The organism is Dermatobacter hominis (assembly GCF_020715685.1).
Classification (GTDB): Bacteria; Actinomycetota; Acidimicrobiia; order Acidimicrobiales; family Microtrichaceae; genus Dermatobacter; species Dermatobacter hominis.
Map to the genome: position 1 here is coordinate 624,358 of NZ_CP085840.1, position 21,379 is coordinate 645,736.

Genomic DNA, 21,379 nt, shown 5'->3' on the forward strand with positions numbered 1-21,379 from the left:
CCCATCTGAACCACCCCGCCAGCTCTGTTCCACCATTTCGACGCTCCGACGTCGAAATGGTGGAACAGAGCGGGCCGGGGGCGGGCCGGGGTCAGTCGCCGGCCACGGGTTCGGGGACCCGGGCGGCCACGACCTCGACCGGGATGCCGTTGACGGCGGCGTTGCCGGAGGGGACGTCGACGAACGTGCCCGGCGACAGCACGTTGCTGTTGACGCCGGCGTGGGCCCGGGCGACCGCGTTGCGCGTCCCGGGCCGGTCGTGGCCCCACCCGTGGGGCAGCGACACGACGCCGGGCATCACCGCGTCGGTCACCTCGACCGGCACCTCGATCGAGCCCGTCTCCGAGCTGACCTGCGCGGGCTCACCGTCGAGCAGGCCCAGTCGGGCGGCGTCGTCGGGGTGCACGTGCAGCGTGCAGCGCGGCCGGCCCTTCACCAGCACCTCGACGTTGTGCATCCACGAGTTGTTCGACCGCAGGTCCCGGCGGCTCACCAGCACGAGCCCGCCCTCGGGCCGCTCGAGCCGCGCCGCCAGCCTCGGGAGATCGTCGGTGATGTACGGCGGGGCCAGCACGATCCGCCGGGGCTCGGTCCGCAGCACCTCGGGGAGCTGCGGGACCATCGGACCGAGGTCGATCCCGTGGGGCTCGGCGCGGACCTTCTCGAGCGTGATCCCGTCGGGCACCTCGCCGTAGCGGTCGCCGAACGGCCCGGTCCGCAACGTCAGGTCGACCAGCCGCTCGGGGCCTGCGTTCGGGAGCCCGTCGCGCTCGTAGCCGGCGCGGATCTCGGCCCCGTCGAGCCCGTGCACCGATGCCATGACGTCGAAGAAGCCGTCGTCGATCGCGGTGACGTCCACCTCCTCGGCGGGCTGGCCCAGGCAGGCCCCGGCGAGGCGGATCAGGATCTCCCACTCCTCGGGCCGGCCGTCGGCGGGCGGGAAGATCGCCTCGGAGAACTTGGCCCCGCTGCCGACGGCGAAGTTCCAGATGAGGTCGTCGTGGTGCGCCTGCTCGAGCGGCGACAGGCCCGGCAGGATCACGTGGGCGTGGCGGGTGGTCTCGTTGATCCAGTTGTCGACGCTGATCATGCAGTCGAGACCGCCGAGCGCGGCGTCGAGGTGGTCGCCCTCGGGCGCCGACAGGACGGGGTTGCCCGCCACGGTGAACAGCGCCCGGATCTGGCCCTCGCCGGGGGTCGAGATCTCCTCGGCCAGGCACGACACCGGCACGTGGCCCAGCACCTCGGGAGCGCCGCGCACCCGGCTGCGCCAGCGGCCGAAGTTGGGGACGCCGTGCTCGAGCTCGGGCATCGGGAGGTCGGTCACCGGCCAGGCCGACGCCCTCGGGAACATGGCGCCACCCACGGTGTCGAGGTGCCCGGTGAGGATGTTGACCACGTCGACGAGCCAGCTCGCGAGCGTGCCGAACTCCTGGTTGCAGGTGCCGATCCGGCCGTAGAGGACCGCCCGCTCGGTGCCGGCGAGCTCCCGCGCCAGCTGCCGGATCCGCTCGGCGGGCACGCCGGTGACGGCGGTGACGCGCTCGGGCGTCCAGTCGGCGGCGAGGGCCCGCACGTCGTCGAGGCCGTCGATCCACTCGCCGGCGGCACCCGGGGCGACCAGGTCCTCGGCGAAGAGCACCTGCACGACCGCCATGAGCAGCGCCGCGTCCGTCCCGGGCACGATCGGCAGCCACTCGTCGGCCCGCTCGGCGGTGCCGGTGCGGCGGGGGTCGACCACGACCACGCGACCGCCTCGGTCCCGGATCGCCGCCAGCTCGCCCATCACGTCGGGGCATGCCATCAGCGACCCCTGGGACGCGTGCGGGTTCGCGCCCATCATCACGATCAGGTCGGTGCGGCGGATGTCGGGCACCGGGATGCGCCACATGCCGCCGTACATCAGGTGGGAGCTGACGTTCTTGGGCCACTGGTCGACGGTGCCGGGCGAGTAGATCATCGGGATGCCCGACATCCCGATGAGGATCCCGATGTAGCGGCTCAGGCTCAGCGCATGGGCCAGCGGGTTGCCGACGTACGCGGTCACCGCGCCGATGCCGTGCTCGGCGATCACCGGCGCCAGCAGCTCGCTGCAGCGGCGGAACGCCTCGTCCCACGTGACCTCGCGCCACTCGTCGCCCTCCCGGACGACGGGCGCCCGCAGGCGGTCCGGGTCGTGGTGGAGGTGCCCGAGGGTCGTGCCCTTCGGGCAGAGGTACCCCTTGCTCCAGACGTCGTCGCGATCGGCCCGGATCAGCTCCACGCGCTGCTCGCCCGTGCCGGCGTCGGTGCCGACGTGGACCTCGAGCCCGCACATGGCCTCGCACAGCGGGCACGTGCGCAGGTGCACGGTCCTCGACGCGCCGTCCTCCGGCGCGCCCTGGCTCGACGTGGTGTCCTCCGACATGTGCCCCCCGATGTCGTCGTGTCCCCCCGGACCGCTCTGTTCCCGGATCCTGGGGTGTTCGACCCAGGATCCGGGAACAGAACGGGCAGGAGCGGCGTCCTGGTCAGTCGATGATGGCCTGGCTCACCAGCTGCTTGAGCTGCGTGCGGATCGGATACGTGCTCGACGGCAGCAGCTGCGTGTAGAAGGCGACCGTCATGTCCTCGACCGGGTCGACCATGAACGCCGTCGACGCCGCGCCGCCCCAGCCGAACTCCCCGGCCGAGCCGGGCGTCCGGTACGCGACCGGGTCGAGCACGACGCTGAAGCCGAGGCCGAAGCCGACGCCGTCGAACGTCGTCTCGGCCCACGTCGACTGGCCGAACGCCTCGAGGTCGACGCCGCCCGGGAGGTGGTTCCGGGTCATGTAGTCCACCGTCCGCGGCGACAGGATGCGCGCCCCGTCGAGCTCGCCCTTGCGGCGCAGCATCTCCATGAAGCGGTGGTAGTCGCCGGCGCTCGACACGAGCCCGCCGCCGCCGGAGAGGAACGTCTGCGGCCGGGTCGCGGCCTTGCCGGCCTGGTCCCAGCGGACGGCCCTGCCGCCGTCGCCGAACGGGATGTAGAGCGCGGCCAGGCGCTCGACGTCGTCGCCCTCGACCCAGAACGACGTCTCGTCCATGCCGAGCGGCTGGAAGATCCGCGTCCGGAGGAACTCGTCGAAGGGCATGCCCGACCACACCTCGACGAGGCGCCCGAGCACGTCGGTGGCCATCGAGTAGTTGAACGACGTCCCGGGCTGGAACACGAGCGGCAGCGTGGCGACCTGGTCGATCACGCCGGCCGTGTCGAGACCCCTCGGCGAGTCCCACTCGAACCCGTGCTTCCGGTAGATCGAGTCGACGGGGTGCTGGTGGTGGAAGCCGTAGCTCAGCCCCGCCGTGTGGGTGAACAGGTGCCAGATGCGCATCGAGGCGACCTGCGGCTCGAGCTGCGGCGAGCCCGACGAGCCGCCCCGGTACACCTTCGTGTCGGCGAAGGCCGGCAGGTACCACTTCACGCGGTCCTTGAGCTCGAACGCCCCCTCCTCGTGGAGGATCATCGCGGCGACCGACGTGATCGGCTTCGTCATCGAGTAGATGCGGAAGAGCGTGTCGGTCGTGACCGGGGCGCCGGCCTCGACGTCGCGGTGGCCGGCGCTGGCGATGTGCGCCACGCGACCGTGCCGCGACACGACGGCGAGCCACCCGGGCAGCCGACCGTCGTCGACGTAGCGCTGGAAGTGCGCGTCGATCCGACGCAGCCGATCGGCGTCGAGGCCGACCTCGACCGGGTCGACCTCCACCTTCAGGTCCGCCATCCCGTTCCCCCGTTCCGTCCTGGTCCCAGTGCGGTGCTGATCCGGGCTCGGGTCTGCCGAGCGCCGGCCTGTCCGACGGGACCGGACGCCGCCGTCCGGTCCGCCCCGTGGCGACCCTAGCTCCGCAGGTAGCCGAGCTGGCGGGCCTCGTCGGCCAGCCGCTCGCGGTGGTCGGGGTGGGCGATCGCGACCAGCCGCTCCGCCCGCTGGGCGAGCGACGCGCCGCGCAGCTCGGCCACGCCCCACTCGGTGACCACCTTGTCGACGGTGTTCTTGAGCGTCGTCACGACCGAGCCGGGGGTCAGGCAGCTCACGATGCGGCTCCGGCCGTCCCGGGTCGTCGAGCGGGTGACGAGGAACGCCGAGCCCTCGGCGCTGTACATGGCGCCGCGGGCGAAGTCGGCCTGCCCTCCCGACCCCGACCAGTAGCGCCCGGCGATCGTCTCGGAGGCGGCCTGGCCCAGCACGTCGACCTCCGTCGTCGCGTTGATCGACACCATCCGGGGCTCCTGCGCGATCACCCGGGGGTCGTTGACCCAGTCGACGGCCAGCAGCTCGACGACCGGGTTGCCGTCGAGGAAGTCGTAGAGGCGGCGAGTCCCGAGCGCGAACGTGGTCACGCTGCGGTTGGAGTGCCGGCCCTTGTGGACGCCGTTGACCACGCCGGACTCGACGAGGTCGACGAAGCCGTCGGAGAACAGCTCGGTGTGCACCCCGAGGTCCTTGTGGCCGCTGAGCGACGCGAGCACGGCGTTGGGGATCGAGCCGATGCCCGCCTGGATCGTGGCGCGGTCCGGGATCCGCTCCGCGACGAGCCCGGCGATGGCCTGGTCGACGGCGTCGGGCTCGGCCGGCTCCACCTCGATCAGCGGCCGGTCGGCCCGGCACCAGCCCGCGACCTGCGAGACGTGCACCGTGTTGTGGCCGAACGTGCGGGGCATGTGCTCGTTGGCCTCGAGGAACACCGGCCAGGTGCCGAGGAAGCGCCCGACGTAGTCGGCGTTCGTGCCGAGGCTGAAGTACCCGTGGCGGTCCGGCAGGGACGAGGCCGCCAGGATCAGCGGGCGGCGCACCGAGTGGCGCAGGAGGTGCGGCACCTCGCTGAAGTGCGCCGGCACGAGGTCGATCCCGCCCTCGAGGAAGTGGCGCCGGGTGACGGCCGAGAGGAAGTACGAGACGTGCCGGAGCCGGTCGCCGTAGCGCCCGTCGAGGTAGCCCCGGTCGACCAGCGCGTGCATCTGGTGGACCCGGACGCCGTCGACCTCGCCGGCGGCGGCCGCCGCCTCGACGGCATCGAGCACCGACCGGGGCTCGCCCACCGCCAGCGGGACGATGAGGTCGCTGTCGTCGGCGATGAGCTCGACGACGGCCTCGGGCGGCACCGCCTCCCCTCCGAGCGGCGCCCCCATCGGAGATCAGTCGGCCACGAGGGTGGCCACGGCCTCGAGGTAGCGGGCGGTGCCGATGATGGGGGCGATCGCGACCAGGACCGCGTCGAGCTCGTCCGCGCTCACCTCGTCGTCCATGAGCTCGAGGTTGACCTCCCAGCCGAGCTTCGGCATCCCGACGGCGGCCATGGCTGCGACCCGGACGAGGTGCAGCGTCCGGAGGTCGAGCGCGGCGGCGTCCTGGACGACGTTGCCGTTGAGCTTGGCGGCGACGGCGAGGGCGTTGGGCAGGTCGGCGATCCGGGCCCGGATCTCCTCGATCTCCGCCCGCTCCTCGGCCTCGATGTCCTCTGGGCTGGTGGTCTCGTCGCTCACGACGCCTCCGGGGGCTGGTCGTCGCCGCCCCGCGGATCGGGGCCACGTCCGGGGCCCACGCTACCGGGCCGTCCCGCCGCTCCAGCGGTCCGCGCCGACCGCGCCGCTCGACGGGGTCGGTGTCACCGGATCCGCTGGAACCCCTCGTCGAACAGGTCGACCAGGTCGTCGACGGTCTCGAACGCCGACGCGGGCACCCATCGCCCCCACGGGCGGTTCCACCAGTCGTCGACGGGCCGGCCGTCGGCGTCGACGGCGAAGCCCTGCCAGCCGACGTACGCGTACGGGTCCGGGTCGGCGTCGTCGCCCGGCGACACGCCGACCACGATCTCGCCCCGCACCTCGTCGGGCACGGTCACGGCCAGGTCGAAGTGCTCCGGCCACAGGATCGGCTCGGTCGACAGCTCGCCGTGCACGGCCACGAACCGGTCGAGCGCGACGGCCCCGAACTCGTACCAGTCGGCGATCGTCGCCACGCAGGCCTCGTCGAGTTCGAGCACCCGGTCGGGCTCGATCGGGGTCGCCGGGGTGTACACCGGCGGGGCCCCGGGCTCGATCCCGAGCACCGCCGCCGCAGCCCGCACGGTGGAGACGGGTTCCGCCGTGCGCTCCTCGCCGACGATGAGGACGATCTCGGTGCGCTCGACCCGGGCGCAGCGCTTGGCGCCCTCGACGATGGCCCAGGGGGTCCCGATGCCACCCGGGGTCGGGCGGAGGCCGATCCGGCCCGTGTAGCGGTACTCGTCGGCGGCGAGCACCTGCTCGGCGAGGGCGTGGAGGCCCCGCCGGGTCCGGTCGAACGCCTCCCGGTCGACGGCCGGGACGTCTGCGAGGGGGTTGGTCGGCACGTGTCCGGTCTACCCGATCGACCGGGGGCGGGCTCCCCGCGGGCCGGGGGCGGCGCGGCGCCTGCTGCTAGAACCGGTGCCGGGATCGCACCCACGGGACGCAAGGGGGCACACATGGGCGGCGGCGAGAACGACCGGGACCTGCTGGACGCGCTGGCGGCCGTCGTCGGGCCCGACCGGGTGCTCGGGCCCGATGACGCGGGCGAGGACTACGAGCACGACGAGTGCTTGACCGTCGCCCCCCGCCGTCCGGCCGCGGTCGTCCTGCCGGAGACCACCGAGGAGGTCGCTGCGGTGGTCCGCCTCGCCGCCGGACGGGGCGTGCCGATCACCGCCCGCGGCAGCGGGACCGGGCTGTCGGGCGCCGCCACGCCCGCCGACGGCGCGATCGTCGTCAGCTTCGAGCGCATGGCCGCGGTCCTCGAGCTCGACACCGACAACCACGTCGCGGTGGTCCAGCCCGGGCTCCGCCTGAACGAGCTCGACGAGGTCACCGCGGCCGCCGGGCTCGTCTACCCCGTGTACCCCGGCGAGTACTCGGCCAGCCTGGGCGGCAACATCGCCACCAACGCCGGCGGCATGCGGGCGGTGAAGTACGGCGTGACCCGGCACCAGGTGCTCGGCCTCGAGCTCGTGCTCGCCGACGGGTCGATCGTCCGCACCGGCGGCAAGTTCGTGAAGGCCACGACCGGCTACGACCTCACGCAGCTGGTGATCGGCAGCGAGGGCACGCTGGCGCTCGTGACCGAGGCGACGCTGCGCCTGTACCCCAGGCCGGAGCACCAGGCGACCGTCCTGGCCCCGTTCACGACCCTCGACGAGGTGACCGCCGCGGTGCCGCGCATCATCGACTCGGGCGTCGGGCCGCTGATCCTCGAGTACATCGACATCCTCACCATGTCGGCGGTGGCCAGCTTCACCGGTCTGGAGCTCGGCATCCCCCAGGAGATCAAGGACACCGCGCTCGCCTACCTGGTCGTGATGCTGGAGAACACCGATCCGACCCGCCTCGACGACGACATCCACTCGGTCGCGAGCCAGCTCCACGAGCTCGGTGCGATCGACGCCTACGTGCTCCCGCCCGCGGCGGCGGGCCAGCTCATCGACGCCCGGGAGAAGGCCTTCTGGATGGCGAAGGCCAACGGCGCCGACGACATCGTCGACATCGTCGTGCCCCGGGCGCAGATCCCCGAGTTCATGGAGAAGGTGGCGGCGCTGGCGGCCGAGCACGAGGCCTGGATCGCGGGCTGCGGCCACGCCGGCGACGGCAACGTCCACCTCGGCATCTTCTGCGCCGACGACCAGCGGCGGTCGCGCCTGCTGAGCGCACTGTTCGCCGCGGGCGTCGGCCTCGGCGGCGCCATCTCCGGCGAGCACGGCATCGGCGAGGCGAAGCAGGCGTACTTCCTGGAGCTCGAGGACCCGGCCAAGGTGGCGCTGATGCGCCGCATCAAGGCCGCCTTCGACCCCGACGGCATCCTCAACCCCGGCACCCTGCTGGGCTGACCCTCCACTCCGCGGCCCCCGGGCCCGCGACGGACGCGAAAGGCACCCACAGATGAACGGCGCACAGGCCATGATCCGGACCCTCGTGGACTCCGGTGTGGACGTCTGCTTCATGAACCCCGGCACGTCGGAGATGCACTTCGTGCACGCGCTCGACGCCGTGCCCGAGATGCGCGGGGTGCTCGCGCTCTTCGAGGGGGTCGCGACCGGCGCCGCCGACGGCTACGCCCGGATGGCCGACAAGCCCGCTGCGGTGCTCCTCCACCTCGGGCCGGGCCTCGGCAACGGGCTGGCCAACCTGCACAACGCCCGGCGGGCCGAGGTGCCGATCGTCAACGTCGTCGGCGACCACGCCACCTACCACGCCAAGTACGACGCGCCGCTGCAGTCCGACATCGCCTCGATCGCGAAGGGCGTGTCGACCTGGGTCCGCAGCGTCGAGTCGCCCGAGTCGCTGGCCCGCGACACCGCCGACGCCGTCGCCGCCTCCTACGGCGCCCCGGGGCAGGTCGCCACGCTGATCGTCCCGGCGGACACGTGCTGGCTCGACTCACCGGGCCCGGTGGGGCCGTCGGCGATCTCCGGGCCGTCGACGGTCCCGTCGGAGCGCATCGAGGACCTCGCCGCGGTGCTCCGCAGCGGTGAGCCCGCGGCCCTGCTCGTGGGCGGCTCCGCGATGCGACGGGGCCCGCTCCGCGACGCGGCGCGCGTCGGGGTGGCGACCGGGGCGAAGGTGCTCAGCGAGACGTTCCCGACCCGCGCCGAGCGCGGGGCCGGCACCCCTGCGGTCGACCGGCTCGCCTACCTGGCCGAGTTCGCCCAGATGCAGATGGAGGGGCTCCGTCACCTGGTGCTGGTCGACGCCGCGCACCCCGTGTCGTTCTTCGCCTACCCCGACAAGGCGTCGGACCTGGTGCCCGAGGGCTGCCAGGTGCACGTGCTGTCGGCGCCCGACGAGGACGCCCCCGCCGCGCTGGCCGCGCTCGCCGCGGCGCTCGACGCGCCCGACGACCCGCCGGTTATCGAGGCGTCGCGCCCCGACCGCCCGACCGGTCCGTTGAACGCCGAGACGATGGCCGCCGCCCTGGGGGCGCTCCTCCCCGAGGGGGCGATCGTCGCCGACGAGGGCAACACCACCGGCCTGTTCGCGCAGGGCGCCACCGCCGGCGCCCCGCCGCACGACTGGCTGACCCTGACCGGCGGCGCGATCGGCTACGGCCTGCCTGCGGCCACCGGGGCGGCGGTCGCCGCCCCCGACCGCAAGGTCATCTGCCTCGAGGCCGACGGCTCGGCCATGTACACCGCCCAGGCGCTGTGGACGCAGGCCCGGGAGGGCCTCGACGTCACGACCGTCATCCTGAACAACGGTTCGTACGCGGTGCTCAACATGGAGCTGTCCCGCGTCGGCGCCGGCGATCCCGGTCCCCGGGCGCTGTCGATGCTCGACATCCCCGGTCTCGACTTCGTCTCCCTGGCCACGTCGATGGGCGTGCCGGGCACCCGGGCGACGACCGCCGAGGAGTTCACCGAGCAGCTCGAGGCGGCCATCGCCATACCCGGCCCGGCGCTCGTCGAGGCGGTCGTGCCGAGCACCCTCTGACGGCCGGGCCGTCGCCGCAGAGCGACGCGCGCCACGTCCCGGACGCCGCCGGTCGGGTCGCGCCGACCCCTATCCTGGCGAGGTGCCCCCCACGGACCTCCAGGAGCCCCGCGTCTCGCGCGCCGGCCTGGCGGACGAGCGGAGGGCCCGGGCCGGACGCCGGCTGCGGCGCGTGGCCCTGGTGGTCGCCGTGCTCCTGGTGGCGTCCGGCGCCACCGCCTTCGTGATGCTGCGGCGCTCCGACGAGGGCGAGCAGGCGACGCCCGACACGACCCCCCGGACGTCGACCACGACGACCGCTCCCACCACGACCACGTCGACGACGACCACGCTGCCGCCGACGCCGACCTCGGTGCCCGGCGTGACCGTGGGCCCGCTCATCGGCGGTCCGGGGCCGATCCCGGTCATCCACCGCGTGCCGACGACCGACCCCGTGGTGTTCATCACGATCGACGACGGCGCGTACGCCGATCCGCTGGCGCTCGACGTGATCCGCAACAAGCAGGTGCCGGTCACGCTGTTCCTCAACCAGGTCTACATGAAGGCCCACGGCGACTACTTCGAGCAGCTGCAGGACGCGGGCGCGGTGATCGGCTCGCACACGATGGACCACTCGAACCTGCGCGGGAAGGACCCGGCGACCCAGCACGCCCGGATCTGCGACCTGGTGCCCGAGTTCCAGGGCCGGTTCGGGGCGGCGCCCACGCTGTTCCGCCCGCCGTACGGCAACTACGACCCGGTGACGCTGCAGGAGGCGGCCTCGTGCGGGGTCAGGACCGTCGTGCACTGGTCGGCGACCGCCGACGGCGGGGCCATCGTGACCGCCGAGGGCCCGCTGCGGGCCGGCGACGTGATCCTCATGCACTTCAAGCCCGACCTCGGCCTGAAGCTCGAGTTCGTGCTCGCCCAGATCCAGGCGGCCGGGCTGCGGCCCGCCCGGCTCGTCGACTACCTCGAGTCCGCCCCGCCGGCGCCGCCGTCCCCGCCGCCCGAGACGACGGTCCCCGCTCCCCCGGCCCCCGCCACGACGATCCCGCCGCCGCCGGGGTGAGCGGCCCGAGCGCGTTGGCCGCCCGTCCCACCCCGTCCGAGCTGCTCGACCGCGTCGTCGCCTCCCTGCCCGCCGGCGAGGACCGGCCCCAGCAGCGCGAGATGGCCGACGCCGTGATGGCCGCGTTCGAGTCGGGCACGCACCTCTCGGTCCAGGGCCCCACCGGCGTCGGGAAGTCGGTGGCCTACCTGCTGCCCGCCGTCGCCCGTGCCGCGGCCGGGCACCGCACGGTCGTCGTCACGTCGTCGAAGGCCCTGCAGGACCAGCTCGGCGGGGCCGACCTGCCGTTCCTCGCCGAGGTGCTCGACGTGCCGGTGCGCCACGCCGTCCTCAAGGGGCGCGCCAACTACCTCTGCCAGGCCGCCGTCGCCGAGACCCGCGTCCAGCTCCTCGGCCCCGGCGGCGAGCAGCACTCGCTCGACCTCGGCGAGGGGCTGGAGCCGTCCGGAGGTCCCGTGGCCGACGGCGACCCGGCGCTGCGGAAGGAGATCGAGTCGCTGCTCGACTGGGCCGAGGAGACGGCCACCGGCGAGCTGGCCGAGCTGTCGGACCCGCCCTCGGACGCCGCGTGGTCGGCGCTGTCGGTCGGACCCGGCGAGTGCGTCGGTGCCTCCCGCTGCTCGCACGCCGAGGAGTGCTTCTCCGAGCAGGCCCGCGAGCGCGCCGGTCGGGCCGACATCGTGGTGGTGAACGCCCACCTCTACGCCGCCCACGTGCAGGCCGGCGGCCAGCTGCTGCCCGAGCACGACCAGCTCGTGATCGACGAGGCCCACGAGTTCGAGGACGCCATGGTCGGCGCGCTGGGCGTGTCGATGACCGGCTGGCGACTGCGGAACCTGGCCGGCGTCCACGACCGCTGCGTCGCCGACGCGCCCACGGTCGGCATGGTCCTCGGCGCCTCGGCCGACGCGCTCGACGACGCCCTCGACGCCGCCTACCGCGCGGCCACCGCCGACCGCGGGTCGGGGCGACTGACCGGCGAGCTCCCCGACGAGGTCGCCGAGGCGCTCACCCAGGCCGACCTGGCCGTGGACCGCGCCACCAGCAGCCTCCGCGAGGTCTCGAAGGCGGCGGGCCACGCCCCCGCCAGCACGGCCGCGCACCGGTTCGAGCGGGCGATCCGCACCGCCGACGCCGTCGCCGACTCGCTCCACGCGCTCCGGGGCGACCTGCACCCGGGCCAGGTGCGCTGGATCGCCGAGGGTCGCACCGGCCGGCACTCGCTCCAGCTGACGAGGATCGACATCGGCCCCACGCTGCGGGCGATGGCCTGGGAGCGCCGGGACCCCGACGACGACGGCGACGAGGAGGAGGGCGCGCCGGGGCCGACCGTCGTGCTGTGCTCGGCCACGCTCGACCCCGGGACCGCCTGGCGGCTGGGGCTCGACGCGAAGTACCTGGCCGTCGACTCGCCGTTCGACTTCCGCCGCAACGGCCTCCTCTACGTCCCCCGCCTGCCCCGGCCGAGCTCCCAGGAGTGGCCCGACGCCGTGGCCGACGAGCTCGTCCACGTGCTCGAGCGCTGCGGCGGCCGCACGCTGGCGCTGTTCACGTCGCACCGGATGCTGCGGCGCTCGGTCGAGGCCGTGCGGGAGCGCCTGGGCGACATGGTGGTGCTGGCCCAGGGCGACGCGCCGAACCGCGTCCTGCAGCAGCGGTTCCTCGACGACGAGCACGCCTCGCTCTTCGCCACCGCCAGCTTCTGGACCGGGATCTCCTCGCCCGGCACGACGTGCTCCGCGGTCGTCGTCGACAAGATCCCGTTCCCCGTGCCGAGCGACCCGATCGTCGAGGCCCGCTGCGACGCGGTGGGCGACGAGCGGGCGTTCATGGAGGTGTCGGTGCCGGCCGCCGGGGTGCAGCTCGCCCAGGGGGTCGGTCGCCTGATCCGCACCGCGACCGACCGCGGCGTCGTCGCCGTGCTCGACCCCCGGCTCGCCGAGGCGCGCTACCGCGCCCGGATCCTCGACCGCCTCCCCCGCATGCGCCGGACGCGCGACCGCGCCGACCTCGACGCGTTCATCGACTCGCTCGACCTCACCTGAGCGGCTCTCGGCCCGACCCGCCCCGTCGGGCTGGAGGGGGTTCGGACGCCGAGATCAGACGCCGCGACCCGGCATGAGGGGCAGGTCGAGATACGTGCGGATCCCCGGCTCGGCCGCCACCACGGCGGGGATCGCGTTCACGCAGTGCATCGCCGTGGCGATGATCCCCTCGTTGCGTGCGAGGTCGGTGTCCTCGAGCGAGGCGGGTTGGAATCCGTGGAACACGGTCCGGACCGGCGGCGCGGCGTCGATCTCGACCTCGAAGCGCTCGCCCTCGGGGCCGAACGTCCACGCGGGGTCGAGGTCCTCCTCGCCCATGAACCAGTTGACCGCAGCGGTCACCTTCGGCACCCCGTCGACCGTGCCCGTCCAGGCGAAGCGCTGGGCGGCCACCGTGCCCTTCTCGATCACGCCGACCGGCGAGTCGATCGGCGCGGCGGCCAGCGCGATGTCGTGCCGGGTCGTCAGCTCGGGGTCGAGGTCCCATCCGAGTCCCTGGGCCACCAGCCGGACCGACTGACCGAAGCCGTCGCCGAGCAGGCCCACCATCGGGCTGTCGACCGCGTCCTCGGGCGCCTTGCCGAACAGCATCACCTCGCGCACGACGAACTCCGTGGCGTAGGTGCGGATGTCGGAGAACTCCTCGGCGCGCACGTGGCGCACGTCGCGGCAGAACCCCGAGAGGACGAGCGGGAGCTGCTCGGTGATCCCACCGGGGTGGATGCCGGTGCCGTGCAGCGTCGCGCCGCCCTCGAGGCAGGCCGCCTGCGTCTCGGCCACCGCAGGGCTGTCGCCGACGTGGAACCACCCGACCGGGGTGACGACGTCGATGCCCGCCCGCAGCAGCGCCCGGATCTCGTCCTGGTCGGCGAGCATCGGGGCGTAGACGACGCAGTCGGGCGAGAGGGCGACCACCTCGTCGAGCGTGGCGACCGCAGCGACGCCGATCGGGTCGAGGCCGCACAGCTCGCCCACGTCGCGGCCGACCTTGTCGGCGCCGTGGACGCGCGCGCCGACGAGCTCCATGTCGTCGCGGCCGAGCACGCCCTCGATCGCGTTGCGACCGACGTTGCCCGTGGCCCACTGCAGGACCCGGATGCGGCTCACCCTCGGGAGCCGGCCGGGTCGCCGTCGCGCTCGAGCAGCCAGTCGTCGGGGTCGGGGTTCGACAGCAGCCGGCGGTAGACGGTCGTGTGGTCCGTCCAGTTGTTCGTGATCCGGCCGTCGGCCGTCTTGTACCAGGAGTGGCAGCCCTCGGCCCACACCGTCTGCGCCGCGGCGGCCTGGATCTCGGTGTCGCAGCGCGAGTGCGCCTCCTCGGTCACCTCGACCGAGCGGAGCCCGAGGAGCACCTTCTCCTCGATGAGCCGGAGCGTGTAGCCGACCTGCTGCTCGATCATGAACAGGATCGAGTTGTGGCCGAGGTTGGTGTTCGGCCCGTACAGCATGAACAGGTTCGGGAAGCCCGGGACGGCGAGGCCGAGGAAGGCGCGCGCCCCATCGGTCCACACCTCGTTGAGGTCCCGGCCCTGCCGGCCGGTGATCTTCAGCGGCGACAGGAACTCGGTCGAGCGGAAGCCCGTCCCGAAGATCAGCGTGTCGACCGGGTGGCGGGACCCGTCGACGGTGACCACGGCGCCGTCCTCGATCCGGTCGACGCCGGCGGTGACGACCTCGACGTCGGGCCGCAGCAGCGTGGGGTACCAGTCGTCGGCGATCAGGATCCGCTTGCAGCCGAGCGGGTAGTCCGGCAGCACCGCCTCCTCGGTGAGGCGCTCGGAGATCAGGGGCTGGAGCTGCTTGTGGAACTGGCCCTGCATCCAGCGACCGAGCTTGCTGTCCTTGCGCATCGCGTTGAAGCGTGCCTCGAAGCGCCAGTAGATCGACGCGCGGTAGAGGCGCTGCGCGCCGGGGACGTGCTCGAAGATGCGGTGCTCGTTGGGCGTGAACGCCCGGTCGTTGCGGGGGCCGACGTAGTTCGAGCTGCGCTGGAACAGCGTCGTGTGACCGGCCTGCTCGGCGACCGGCGGCACGAACTGGATCGCGCTCGCGCCGATGCCGATGACCCCGACGCGCTCGCCGGTGAGGTCGTGGTCGTGATCCCAGCGGGCCGAGTGGAACACCGTGCCGCCCCGCTCCGCGAAGTCATCGAGGCCGGGGATGTCGGGGATGTGGGGCCGGTTGAGCTGTCCCAGGCCCGACACGACGACGTCGGCGACGATCGTCCCGTCGGGCTCGCCCTCGTCGCCCGCCGTTCGCAGCGTCCAGGTGCCGGTGGCGTCGTCGTAGTGGGCCTCGGTCACCTCGGTGCCGAACCGCAGGTGCGGACCGAGCTCGAACCGCTCGACGAGCGACTCGAAGTAGCCGAGGATCTCGGGCTGGCGGGCGAACTTCCGCGACCAGTCGCGCTTGGACGCGAACGAGAAGCTGTAGAGGTGGCTCGGCACGTCGCACGCCGCCCCGGGGTACGTGTTGTCCCGCCAGGTGCCGCCGACGCCGTCGGACTTCTCGTAGATCGTGAAGCTGTCGATCCCCGCGTCGCGGAGCCGGATCGCCATGCACAGACCCGCGGCACCGGCGCCGATGATCGCCACCCGGGGCGACGGCGCCCCATCGGCGATCGCAGCCCGGACGCGAGCGGCGCGCTCGCGCTCGCCGCGCCCTCCGTAGCCGGTGCGGCTGATCGGTCGGAGCGAGCCGACCGGCACCGTGCGTGGTGTCGACATCTGGACCTCCTGGCGCATCCCCCCGGTGCGCTCCTGCGACAGTACCCGTGCCGCCGCTCAGGCGGCGACGCCCGGAGGAATGGACGACCACCGGACGACGTTGGAGCGGGCATGGCCACGACCAACCTCAGCAACGCAGACTTCGAGTCCACCGTCACCGGCGACGGCATCGTGCTCGTCGACTTCTGGGCCTCCTGGTGCGGTCCGTGCCGCAGCTTCGCCCCCGTCTTCGAGGCGGCGGCCGACGAGCACCCCGACATCACCTTCGCCAAGGTCGACACCGAGGCCGAGCAGGACCTCGCCGGGGCGCTCCAGATCATGTCCATCCCCACGCTCATGATGTTCCGGGACGGCGTCCTGCTGTTCTCGCAGCCGGGCGCGCTGCCCAAGGCGGCCCTCGACGACCTCATCCGCCAGGCCCGCGAGCTCGACATGGACCAGGTGCGGTCGGAGATCGCCGAGCGCACGAACTGACCGGTGTCCGTCCGAGCGGCGGACACCCGACGCAGGCACCCCTCCCTCCCTGCGGGGGTGCCTGCACCCTTCTCCCCCCGACCCGGGAGCGGTTGACTCTTGGTCATGGGAGGGCTCGCCTACCGCCTGCGGTGCTCGTGGCGGTCCGGGCGCGGCCTCGCGGTGGCCACGGCGGTCGTGGTCGCGGTCGTCGGCGGCATCGCCCTGGCCCTGGTCGGGGGTGCGATCCGCACGCTGTCGGCACCCGACCGCTACACCGATGCGGTCGGGAGGGGCGCCGACGCGATGGTCGCCCAGCACGGTCTCGACGACGGCGGTGCAGCGATCCGGGAGCTCACCGCCATCCGCTCGGTCGAGTCGGCGTCGTTCGTCTTCGGGGGCCTCGTCCCGGAGGGCGGCGACGAGCCGGTCGACGCGATCGTCTTCGCGGGCACGCCGGCGGTCTCGGGCGACCGCATCGTCGCGGGGAGCGCACCCGAACGCTCCCATCCCGGTGACTTCTGCGCGTCGGCGGGGTTCGTCGACCGCATCGGCGGTCACATCGGGCAGCGCTTCACGCTGGTGACGATCGCGCAGGCCAGCGCCGACCGCGACGGCTTCGACGCCCCCGAGCCCGACGGGCCGGTGGTGGCGGCGCGGCTGGTGTGCACCATGTCGGGACCGTCGGAGCTCCAGGAGGGCTACGCGATCGCGGTGTTCCCGGTGTCGCTGCTCGACGAGGGCGACATCGGCATCGCCGACACCGTCCACCTCGTCGACCTCGTCCCGGGCACGAAGGCGACGACGCTGCAGGAGGACCTCGACGCCATCGGCGAGGGCTCCTTCCAGGTCCAGCCCTCGGAGGTGGTGCCCGACACCGTCCGCTCCGCGGTCCAGGCCCGCGGGATCGGGATCCTCGTCGTCGCCACGATCGTCGGGATCGCGGCGTTGGTGGTCGGGGGCCAGTTCGTGTCCCGCCGGTACCGCCTGACCGGGAGCGAGCGCACGGTCCTGGGCGCGGTCGGCCTCACGCCCCGGCAGCTCGCGGCGGACCCTGTGGTCCGGGCGGCGCTCCCCGTCGCCGCCGGTGCCGTCGCCGCTGCGCTCCTCGCCGTCGCGAGCTCGAGGTGGTTCCCACTCGGCTTCGTCGACGTCGTCGAGCCCTCGCCCGGGTGGCGCGTCGAGCCCGCCGCGCACCTGCTCGGTCCGGTGGTCATCACCGTCGGCGTCCTCACCTGGACTGCCGTCGCCGTGCGCGGCCCGACGAACCGGTCACGACGGCGGGTCGGCTCCCTCGATCCGCTGGGCCGACGGGTCCGGCCCCTGGCGGCGGCGATCGGCGGCCACTTCCTCGCGTACCCCGGAGAGGTGCGCACCGCGCTCGCGTCGTTCGTCGGGCTGGTGCTCCTCGCCACCGTCGCGATCGGGTCGCTGACCTTCGGCGCCAGCGTCGATCGCCTCGTCGGGACCCCGGCGTGGTTCGGGTCGTCCGACGTCATGACGGGCCAGGGCGGCACCACGATCCCCCCGGAGCTGCTCGACGCGATCCGGCGATCCGACGCCGTACGCTCGATGGCGCTCGCCGGGGCCACGTCGGTCACGATCGACGGACGGGGGATCGACGTCGTCGGGATCACACCGGAGCGCGGCGACTTCGAGCCCGTCGTGCTCGAGGGGCGGGCGCCGGTCGGGGCCGACGAGATCGCGTTCGGGCGCATCTCCGCCGCCGACCTCGGGCTCCGCATCGGGGATCGCGCGGTCATCCGGAGCGGTGCGCTCGACGTGCCGGTGAGGGTCGTCGGGCTCGTCGTCGTGCCGGGGATCGACGGTGCCGACGGTGTCGGCCAGGACGCGCTGGTGACCGGCGAGGGGCTCCGGCGCCTGGAGCCGGGGACGGAGCCGAACACGATCCTGGCCGTGCTCCGGACGCCGCTGTCGACGTGGCGACCCCGGTTCGCCGCCGACACCGGCGGTCAGGCAGGTCCGGGCGACCCGCCGTCGAGCATCGTCAACCTCGACCGCATCCGCTCGCTGCCCGTGGTCCTCGCAGGGTGCCTGGCCGCATTCGCCGCCCTGACCCTCGCCCACCAGCTCCTGACCACCGCCCGGCGTCGCCGGACCGACCAGGCCGTGCTCGGAGCGCTCGGGGGCCGACCGTGGTGGCGGTCCTCGATCGTCGGGTGGCAGGCGCTGCTGCTCGCGGTGGCGACGGTGGCGATCGCCGTGCCGCTCGGCATCATCGCGGCACGGGTCGTCTACCGGAGCTTCGTGGGTCGGATCGGTGCCGTGGACCGGCTCACGGTGCCCGTCGGCCCGCTCGTCGTGGTGGTCGCGACCACCCTCGTCGTCTCCGTGGTCGTGGCCGCGCCGGCGATGTGGAGCGTCCGGCGCGCGCACCTCGCCGACGACCTGACCCGGGACTGAGCCCGGGACCGCTCACCCGCCGCAGGCGGGCTCAGGGCATCGACCCCGCGAAGCGGGCCTCGTCGCGCAGGTCGGCGACGTCCTCGTCGGCGGCCGCCGAGCGCTTCTTCCAGACGGCGATGCCCACGGCGGCCAGCACGCCGAGGAGCAGCACGACCAGCAGCTTCTTCTTGCCGCCGCGCTTCGCGACCTCGATCACGTCGACGGCGGGAGCCGAGTCGACCTCGCGTTCGGGCCCGATGTGCTCGGCGACGGACTTGGCCTTCTCGGCAGCGATGGCGGCGCCCTCGACCACGGCGGCGGTGGTCCCCGCCAGCGTGGCCACGTGGCGGAGGTCGGACGAGATCTTCCGGGCTCGGCTCATGCGCTCAACCTAGCAACGGACCGTGCCGGCCCTCAGTCCACCGAGATCCGGGCGAAGAGCTCGGTCTTGCGCTCCTCGAAGGTGTCGAAGTCGATCCGCTTCGCCTCGAAGTCGGCGTGGAGCTCCTCGACGAGGCGCAGCAGCTGGTCGGCGGAGAGCTCCTCGCCCTCGGGGAGGAAGCCGGTCGGCTCGACCGTGGGCTCGTCGGTCTCGACGTCATTCTCGCCCGTGAGGCGGCGCTCCCGCTTGGCGGCGGCCTTGGCCTTCTTGGCCCGGTCCCGCTGGAGCTTGGCGAAGCTGGTTCGGCTGGCACCCATGATCGTCCTCGATTCGTCTCGTGCTCTCGGCTGTGTCGCGTCGGATGTCTGTCCCGTGCCGCCGGGCTGGTCCCGGGCCGCCCGCTGCTGCGGGTCGGTCGCCTCGGGCGGGGGACCCGTGGGCGCCTGCGGCGTCGGACGCGCTCGGTTCGTCGCTCCTTTCGCGGGCGACGACCCCCGGGTGCTGCGCCCTCCGGCGGCCCGGGGTGGTCGGACCGGTTTAGGTTACGCCTTCGGCCGCCCAGACTCACGACAGCTCGCCGGGGGCCGCCCCCGTCCGCCGCCCGGCGAGCGGTCCCAGACCGGAGAACCCTTGAGATGACGCTCGGATCCAGCCTCCTCGTCGACCTGAGTGACCTCCATCACACCCAGGTCCGACCCCTTGCCCTGTCCGACGAGGCGGTGCCGCCCGAGGGCTCGGTCCTCCTCGCCGTCGAGCGCTTCGGGTTCTCCGCCAACAACGTCACGTACGCCAACGTGGGCGAGGCCATGGGGTACTGGTCGTTCTTCCCGGCGCCCGACGGGCACGGCCAGATCCCGGTCTGGGGCCACGCCCGTGTCGTCCGCTCGGGCCATCCGGGCGTCGCGGAGGGGGCCGAGGTCTACGGCTTCCTGCCGATGGCGACCCACCTGCTGGTCGCGCCGAGCGCCGTGGACGTGCGTGGCTTCACCGACGGCAGCCCCCACCGCGCCGCCCGGGCCGCCGTCTACAACCGCTACCTGCTCCGCTCCGTCGACCCGTTCGCCGCCGCGTCGCCCGGCCCCGAGCTGGAGGCCGTCCTGCGGCCGCTGTTCACGACGTCGTTCCTGCTCGAGGCCGACCTCGCCCAGCACGACTACCACGGCGCCGACGCCGTCGTCGTGACGAGCGCGTCGTCGCGCACCGCCCTCGGCACCGCGCACCTCATCGCCACCCGCTCGCGCCGCCCGGCCCTCGTCGGGCTCACGCGAGCCGACCACGTCGCCGACACCCAGGCCGTCGGCTGCTACGACCGCGTGCTGGCGTACGACGACGTGCCGTCGTTGCCGATCGGCACGACGACGGTGCTCGACCTCAGCGGGGACGGCGCCGTCGTCGCCGACCTGCACCACCGCCTCGGCGACGCCCTCGTCCACAGCTCGATCGTCGGCGCGACCCACTGGCAGGCCGAGCCGGTCGACACCGCCGGCCTGCCCGGCGCGCCCCGGACCTTCTTCTTCGCTCCCGAGGCGGCCGAGCGGCTGCGCGAAACCGCCGGCCCCGCCGCTGTCGAGTCGGCCCTGGTCGCAGGGTGGCGGTCCTTCGCCGAGGTCATGTCGGGCTGGCTGCGCATCCGGACCGGGACAGGCCCCGACCAGGTCGCCGACGCGTACCGCGCGACGTTGGCCGGCACGGCGTCGCCGCGCGACGCACTGGTCCTGTCGATGCGCACCTGAGACGGTGGCCCTGGGCGTTCGGGACGGCGGCCCGAGCGGTGGCCTGGGCGGCGGCCCTGGGCCACGAGAGGGGCGGCGACCGGGTCACGAGCGGAGCACCCGAGCCACCTTCAGGTTTCCTTCAGCGGTCGGCGGTCACGGCCGATGTGAGTGGGTGATGCGCGGCCCTCAGATCCCGATCCACACCGGTCGCCGCCTGGGCGAGCGGATCGCGCTGGGCGAGGTCCTGATCTCCTGGCGCGTCGACGAGGTGATCCCCGGTCGGCTCCGCGACAAGCCGCGCCCGCCGGAGATCGGTCGGCTGCTCGACGTGTCGGTGAGCGGCGCGGCGATCGTGGCCCCCGAGTCGCCCGACCTGCGCGTCGGCCGGGCCGTGGCGATCCGCCTCGACGGCGCCGACGCGCTGGTGCGGATCCGCCGGATGGCCGACTTCGGGCAGGAGGGGTGGCGCCTCTACGGCGTCGAGTTCCTCGAGTCGGACCTGGCCTTCCGCGACTGGATCAACGGCCTGCTCGACGTCCGTCGGCCCGACGCCCGGACGATGGGCTGGGACCGCGCCGACTGACGCCCGGCGGGCGTCTCCGCCCGGACCGGCCGCCGCAGCGGCGGCCTCCTCAGCGGACGGTGATGGCGAAGGTCGCCGTCTGCACCGGCGGCGTCCCCTCCTCCCAGGGGCGGGCGTAGCCCATGCCGAGCGTCGTCGTGCCGGCCGCGACACCCTCGAGGACCACCTCCTGGTGGCCGCCCTGCCCGGCCGCGGCGCCGTCGCCCGGCCCGACGTAGCGGTCCGACACGACCTCCACGACCGCGGCGTCGGGCTGCTGGTCGATCGTCCACGAGTACCCCGTGGTGACGTTGCCCTCGAGCTCGATGGTCACCCGCTCCCCCACGCCGAGCTCGACCGGTCCCGACGCGGTGATCACCTCGCCATCCTGGCCCGATCCGCCGCCGGCCGTCGCCGTGGTCGTCGACCGCTCGGCGGCGGTCGTCGTCGTGGCGCTGTCGTCGTCGTCGGAGCAGGCGGCGAGCGGGACCGCAGCGAGCAGCAGCACGCTCGCGCCGATCAGGATGCGACGGATCGTCCTCATGGCCGCCGACGCTAACGGCGTCCCCGCCGGCT

18 protein-coding genes are annotated in these 21,379 nt (G+C 73.7%); 8 read left to right on the forward strand and 10 right to left on the reverse strand.

What is annotated here, in order from left to right; translation table 11 throughout:
- Nucleotides 1–91: 91 nt before the first annotated feature.
- The 5 genes from LH044_RS02955 to LH044_RS02975 all read right to left on the reverse strand — a co-directional run bounded on the left by LH044_RS02955 (nucleotide 92) and on the right by LH044_RS02975 (nucleotide 6,357).
- A complete protein-coding gene (locus tag LH044_RS02955; RefSeq protein WP_227758309.1) occupies nucleotides 92–2,407 on the reverse strand; it encodes a molybdopterin oxidoreductase family protein in 2,316 nt (771 codons plus the stop codon).
- Between the two features lie 103 nt (nucleotides 2,408–2,510).
- Entirely contained in the window at nucleotides 2,511–3,746 is a 1,236-nt protein-coding gene (locus LH044_RS02960; protein ID WP_227758310.1) for a serine hydrolase domain-containing protein, read from the reverse strand.
- Nucleotides 3,747–3,862: 116 nt separating this feature from the next.
- Nucleotides 3,863–5,155, reverse strand: a complete 1,293-nt coding sequence (locus tag LH044_RS02965; protein WP_227758311.1) for an acetyl-CoA hydrolase/transferase family protein — start codon at nucleotides 5,153–5,155, stop codon at nucleotides 3,863–3,865.
- 6 nt (nucleotides 5,156–5,161) lie between these two features.
- A complete protein-coding gene (locus tag LH044_RS02970) occupies nucleotides 5,162–5,509 on the reverse strand; it encodes a hypothetical protein (protein WP_227758312.1) in 348 nt (115 codons plus the stop codon).
- A 122-nt stretch (nucleotides 5,510–5,631) separates the two neighbouring features.
- The gene (locus LH044_RS02975; protein WP_227758313.1) at nucleotides 5,632–6,357 is read right to left on the reverse strand and encodes a hypothetical protein; all 726 of its coding nucleotides are present in this window, start codon (nucleotides 6,355–6,357) and stop codon (nucleotides 5,632–5,634) included.
- A 114-nt stretch (nucleotides 6,358–6,471) separates the two neighbouring features.
- Between LH044_RS02975 and LH044_RS02980 the strand changes: the two genes are divergently transcribed.
- The 4 genes from LH044_RS02980 (at nucleotide 6,472) to LH044_RS02995 (ending at nucleotide 12,559) form a co-directional block, all read left to right on the forward strand.
- Nucleotides 6,472–7,863: an FAD-binding oxidoreductase gene (locus LH044_RS02980; protein ID WP_227758314.1), complete on the forward strand. Its 1,392-nt coding sequence runs from the start codon at nucleotides 6,472–6,474 to the stop codon at nucleotides 7,861–7,863.
- Nucleotides 7,864–7,915: 52 nt separating this feature from the next.
- Nucleotides 7,916–9,463, forward strand: coding sequence for an acetolactate synthase large subunit (locus tag LH044_RS02985; RefSeq protein WP_227758315.1), 1,548 nt, complete (start codon nucleotides 7,916–7,918; stop codon nucleotides 9,461–9,463).
- An 82-nt stretch (nucleotides 9,464–9,545) separates the two neighbouring features.
- Nucleotides 9,546–10,514, forward strand: a complete 969-nt coding sequence (locus tag LH044_RS02990; protein ID WP_227758316.1) for a polysaccharide deacetylase family protein — start codon at nucleotides 9,546–9,548, stop codon at nucleotides 10,512–10,514.
- Nucleotides 10,511–12,559, forward strand: a complete 2,049-nt coding sequence (locus LH044_RS02995; protein ID WP_227758317.1) for an ATP-dependent DNA helicase — start codon at nucleotides 10,511–10,513, stop codon at nucleotides 12,557–12,559. The genes LH044_RS02990 and LH044_RS02995 overlap by 4 nt, the downstream gene beginning before the upstream one ends.
- Before the next feature lie 54 nt (nucleotides 12,560–12,613).
- Here the strand turns inward: LH044_RS02995 and LH044_RS03000 are convergent, their stop codons facing one another.
- Nucleotides 12,614–13,666 carry an NAD(P)H-dependent amine dehydrogenase family protein gene (locus LH044_RS03000; RefSeq protein WP_227758318.1) on the reverse strand — a complete coding sequence of 351 codons (1,053 nt, stop codon included), beginning with the start codon at nucleotides 13,664–13,666 and terminating at the stop codon, nucleotides 12,614–12,616.
- Entirely contained in the window at nucleotides 13,663–15,285 is a 1,623-nt protein-coding gene (locus LH044_RS03005; RefSeq protein ID WP_304512035.1) for a flavin-containing monooxygenase, read from the reverse strand. The genes LH044_RS03000 and LH044_RS03005 overlap by 4 nt, the downstream gene beginning before the upstream one ends.
- A 111-nt stretch (nucleotides 15,286–15,396) precedes the next feature.
- Here LH044_RS03005 and trxA point away from each other — a divergent pair, with 111 nt between their 5' ends.
- Together trxA and LH044_RS03015 are read left to right on the forward strand one after the other, a co-directional pair.
- Nucleotides 15,397–15,759, forward strand: a complete 363-nt coding sequence (gene trxA / locus LH044_RS03010; protein ID WP_227758319.1) for a thioredoxin — start codon at nucleotides 15,397–15,399, stop codon at nucleotides 15,757–15,759.
- A 105-nt stretch (nucleotides 15,760–15,864) separates the two neighbouring features.
- Nucleotides 15,865–18,162 (forward strand): FtsX-like permease family protein, encoded by a 2,298-nt coding sequence (locus LH044_RS03015; protein WP_227758320.1) that lies wholly within the window; start codon nucleotides 15,865–15,867, stop codon nucleotides 18,160–18,162.
- A gap of 31 nt (nucleotides 18,163–18,193) precedes the next feature.
- On the opposite strand, the gene LH044_RS03020 is transcribed toward LH044_RS03015, so the two are convergent.
- Nucleotides 18,194–18,526, reverse strand: a complete 333-nt coding sequence (locus tag LH044_RS03020; RefSeq protein ID WP_227758321.1) for a hypothetical protein — start codon at nucleotides 18,524–18,526, stop codon at nucleotides 18,194–18,196.
- Nucleotides 18,527–18,558: 32 nt separating this feature from the next.
- Nucleotides 18,559–18,843: a hypothetical protein gene (locus LH044_RS03025; protein WP_227758322.1), complete on the reverse strand. Its 285-nt coding sequence runs from the start codon at nucleotides 18,841–18,843 to the stop codon at nucleotides 18,559–18,561.
- 318 nt (nucleotides 18,844–19,161) lie between these two features.
- Between LH044_RS03025 and LH044_RS03030 the strand changes: the two genes are divergently transcribed.
- A complete protein-coding gene (locus tag LH044_RS03030; protein ID WP_227758323.1) occupies nucleotides 19,162–20,259 on the forward strand; it encodes a DUF2855 family protein in 1,098 nt (365 codons plus the stop codon).
- 157 nt (nucleotides 20,260–20,416) lie between these two features.
- The gene (locus LH044_RS03035; RefSeq protein WP_227758324.1) at nucleotides 20,417–20,824 is read left to right on the forward strand and encodes a PilZ domain-containing protein; all 408 of its coding nucleotides are present in this window, start codon (nucleotides 20,417–20,419) and stop codon (nucleotides 20,822–20,824) included.
- 49 nt (nucleotides 20,825–20,873) lie between these two features.
- On the opposite strand, the gene LH044_RS03040 is transcribed toward LH044_RS03035, so the two are convergent.
- Nucleotides 20,874–21,347: a protease inhibitor I42 family protein gene (locus LH044_RS03040; RefSeq protein WP_227758325.1), complete on the reverse strand. Its 474-nt coding sequence runs from the start codon at nucleotides 21,345–21,347 to the stop codon at nucleotides 20,874–20,876.
- Nucleotides 21,348–21,379: the final 32 nt, after the last annotated feature.

Excerpts from the sequence above, each read along its gene's own strand:
- LH044_RS02955 (WP_227758309.1), bottom strand. The coding sequence starts at position 2,407 with ATGTCGGAGGACACCACGTCGAGCCAGGGCGCGCCGGAGGACGGCGCG.
- LH044_RS02960 (WP_227758310.1), bottom strand. The coding sequence starts at position 3,746 with ATGGCGGACCTGAAGGTGGAGGTCGACCCGGTCGAGGTCGGCCTCGAC.
- LH044_RS02965 (WP_227758311.1), bottom strand. The coding sequence starts at position 5,155 with ATGGGGGCGCCGCTCGGAGGGGAGGCGGTGCCGCCCGAGGCCGTCGTC.
- LH044_RS02980 (WP_227758314.1), top strand. The coding sequence starts at position 6,472 with ATGGGCGGCGGCGAGAACGACCGGGACCTGCTGGACGCGCTGGCGGCC.
- LH044_RS02985 (WP_227758315.1), top strand. The coding sequence starts at position 7,916 with ATGAACGGCGCACAGGCCATGATCCGGACCCTCGTGGACTCCGGTGTG.
- LH044_RS03005 (WP_304512035.1), bottom strand. The coding sequence starts at position 15,285 with ATGTCGACACCACGCACGGTGCCGGTCGGCTCGCTCCGACCGATCAGC.
- trxA (WP_227758319.1), top strand. The coding sequence starts at position 15,397 with ATGGCCACGACCAACCTCAGCAACGCAGACTTCGAGTCCACCGTCACC.
- LH044_RS03015 (WP_227758320.1), top strand. The coding sequence starts at position 15,865 with ATGGGAGGGCTCGCCTACCGCCTGCGGTGCTCGTGGCGGTCCGGGCGC.
- LH044_RS03020 (WP_227758321.1), bottom strand. The coding sequence starts at position 18,526 with ATGAGCCGAGCCCGGAAGATCTCGTCCGACCTCCGCCACGTGGCCACG.
- LH044_RS03025 (WP_227758322.1), bottom strand. The coding sequence starts at position 18,843 with ATGGGTGCCAGCCGAACCAGCTTCGCCAAGCTCCAGCGGGACCGGGCC.
- LH044_RS03030 (WP_227758323.1), top strand. The coding sequence starts at position 19,162 with ATGACGCTCGGATCCAGCCTCCTCGTCGACCTGAGTGACCTCCATCAC.
- LH044_RS03035 (WP_227758324.1), top strand. The coding sequence starts at position 20,417 with ATGCGCGGCCCTCAGATCCCGATCCACACCGGTCGCCGCCTGGGCGAG.
- LH044_RS03040 (WP_227758325.1), bottom strand. The coding sequence starts at position 21,347 with ATGAGGACGATCCGTCGCATCCTGATCGGCGCGAGCGTGCTGCTGCTC.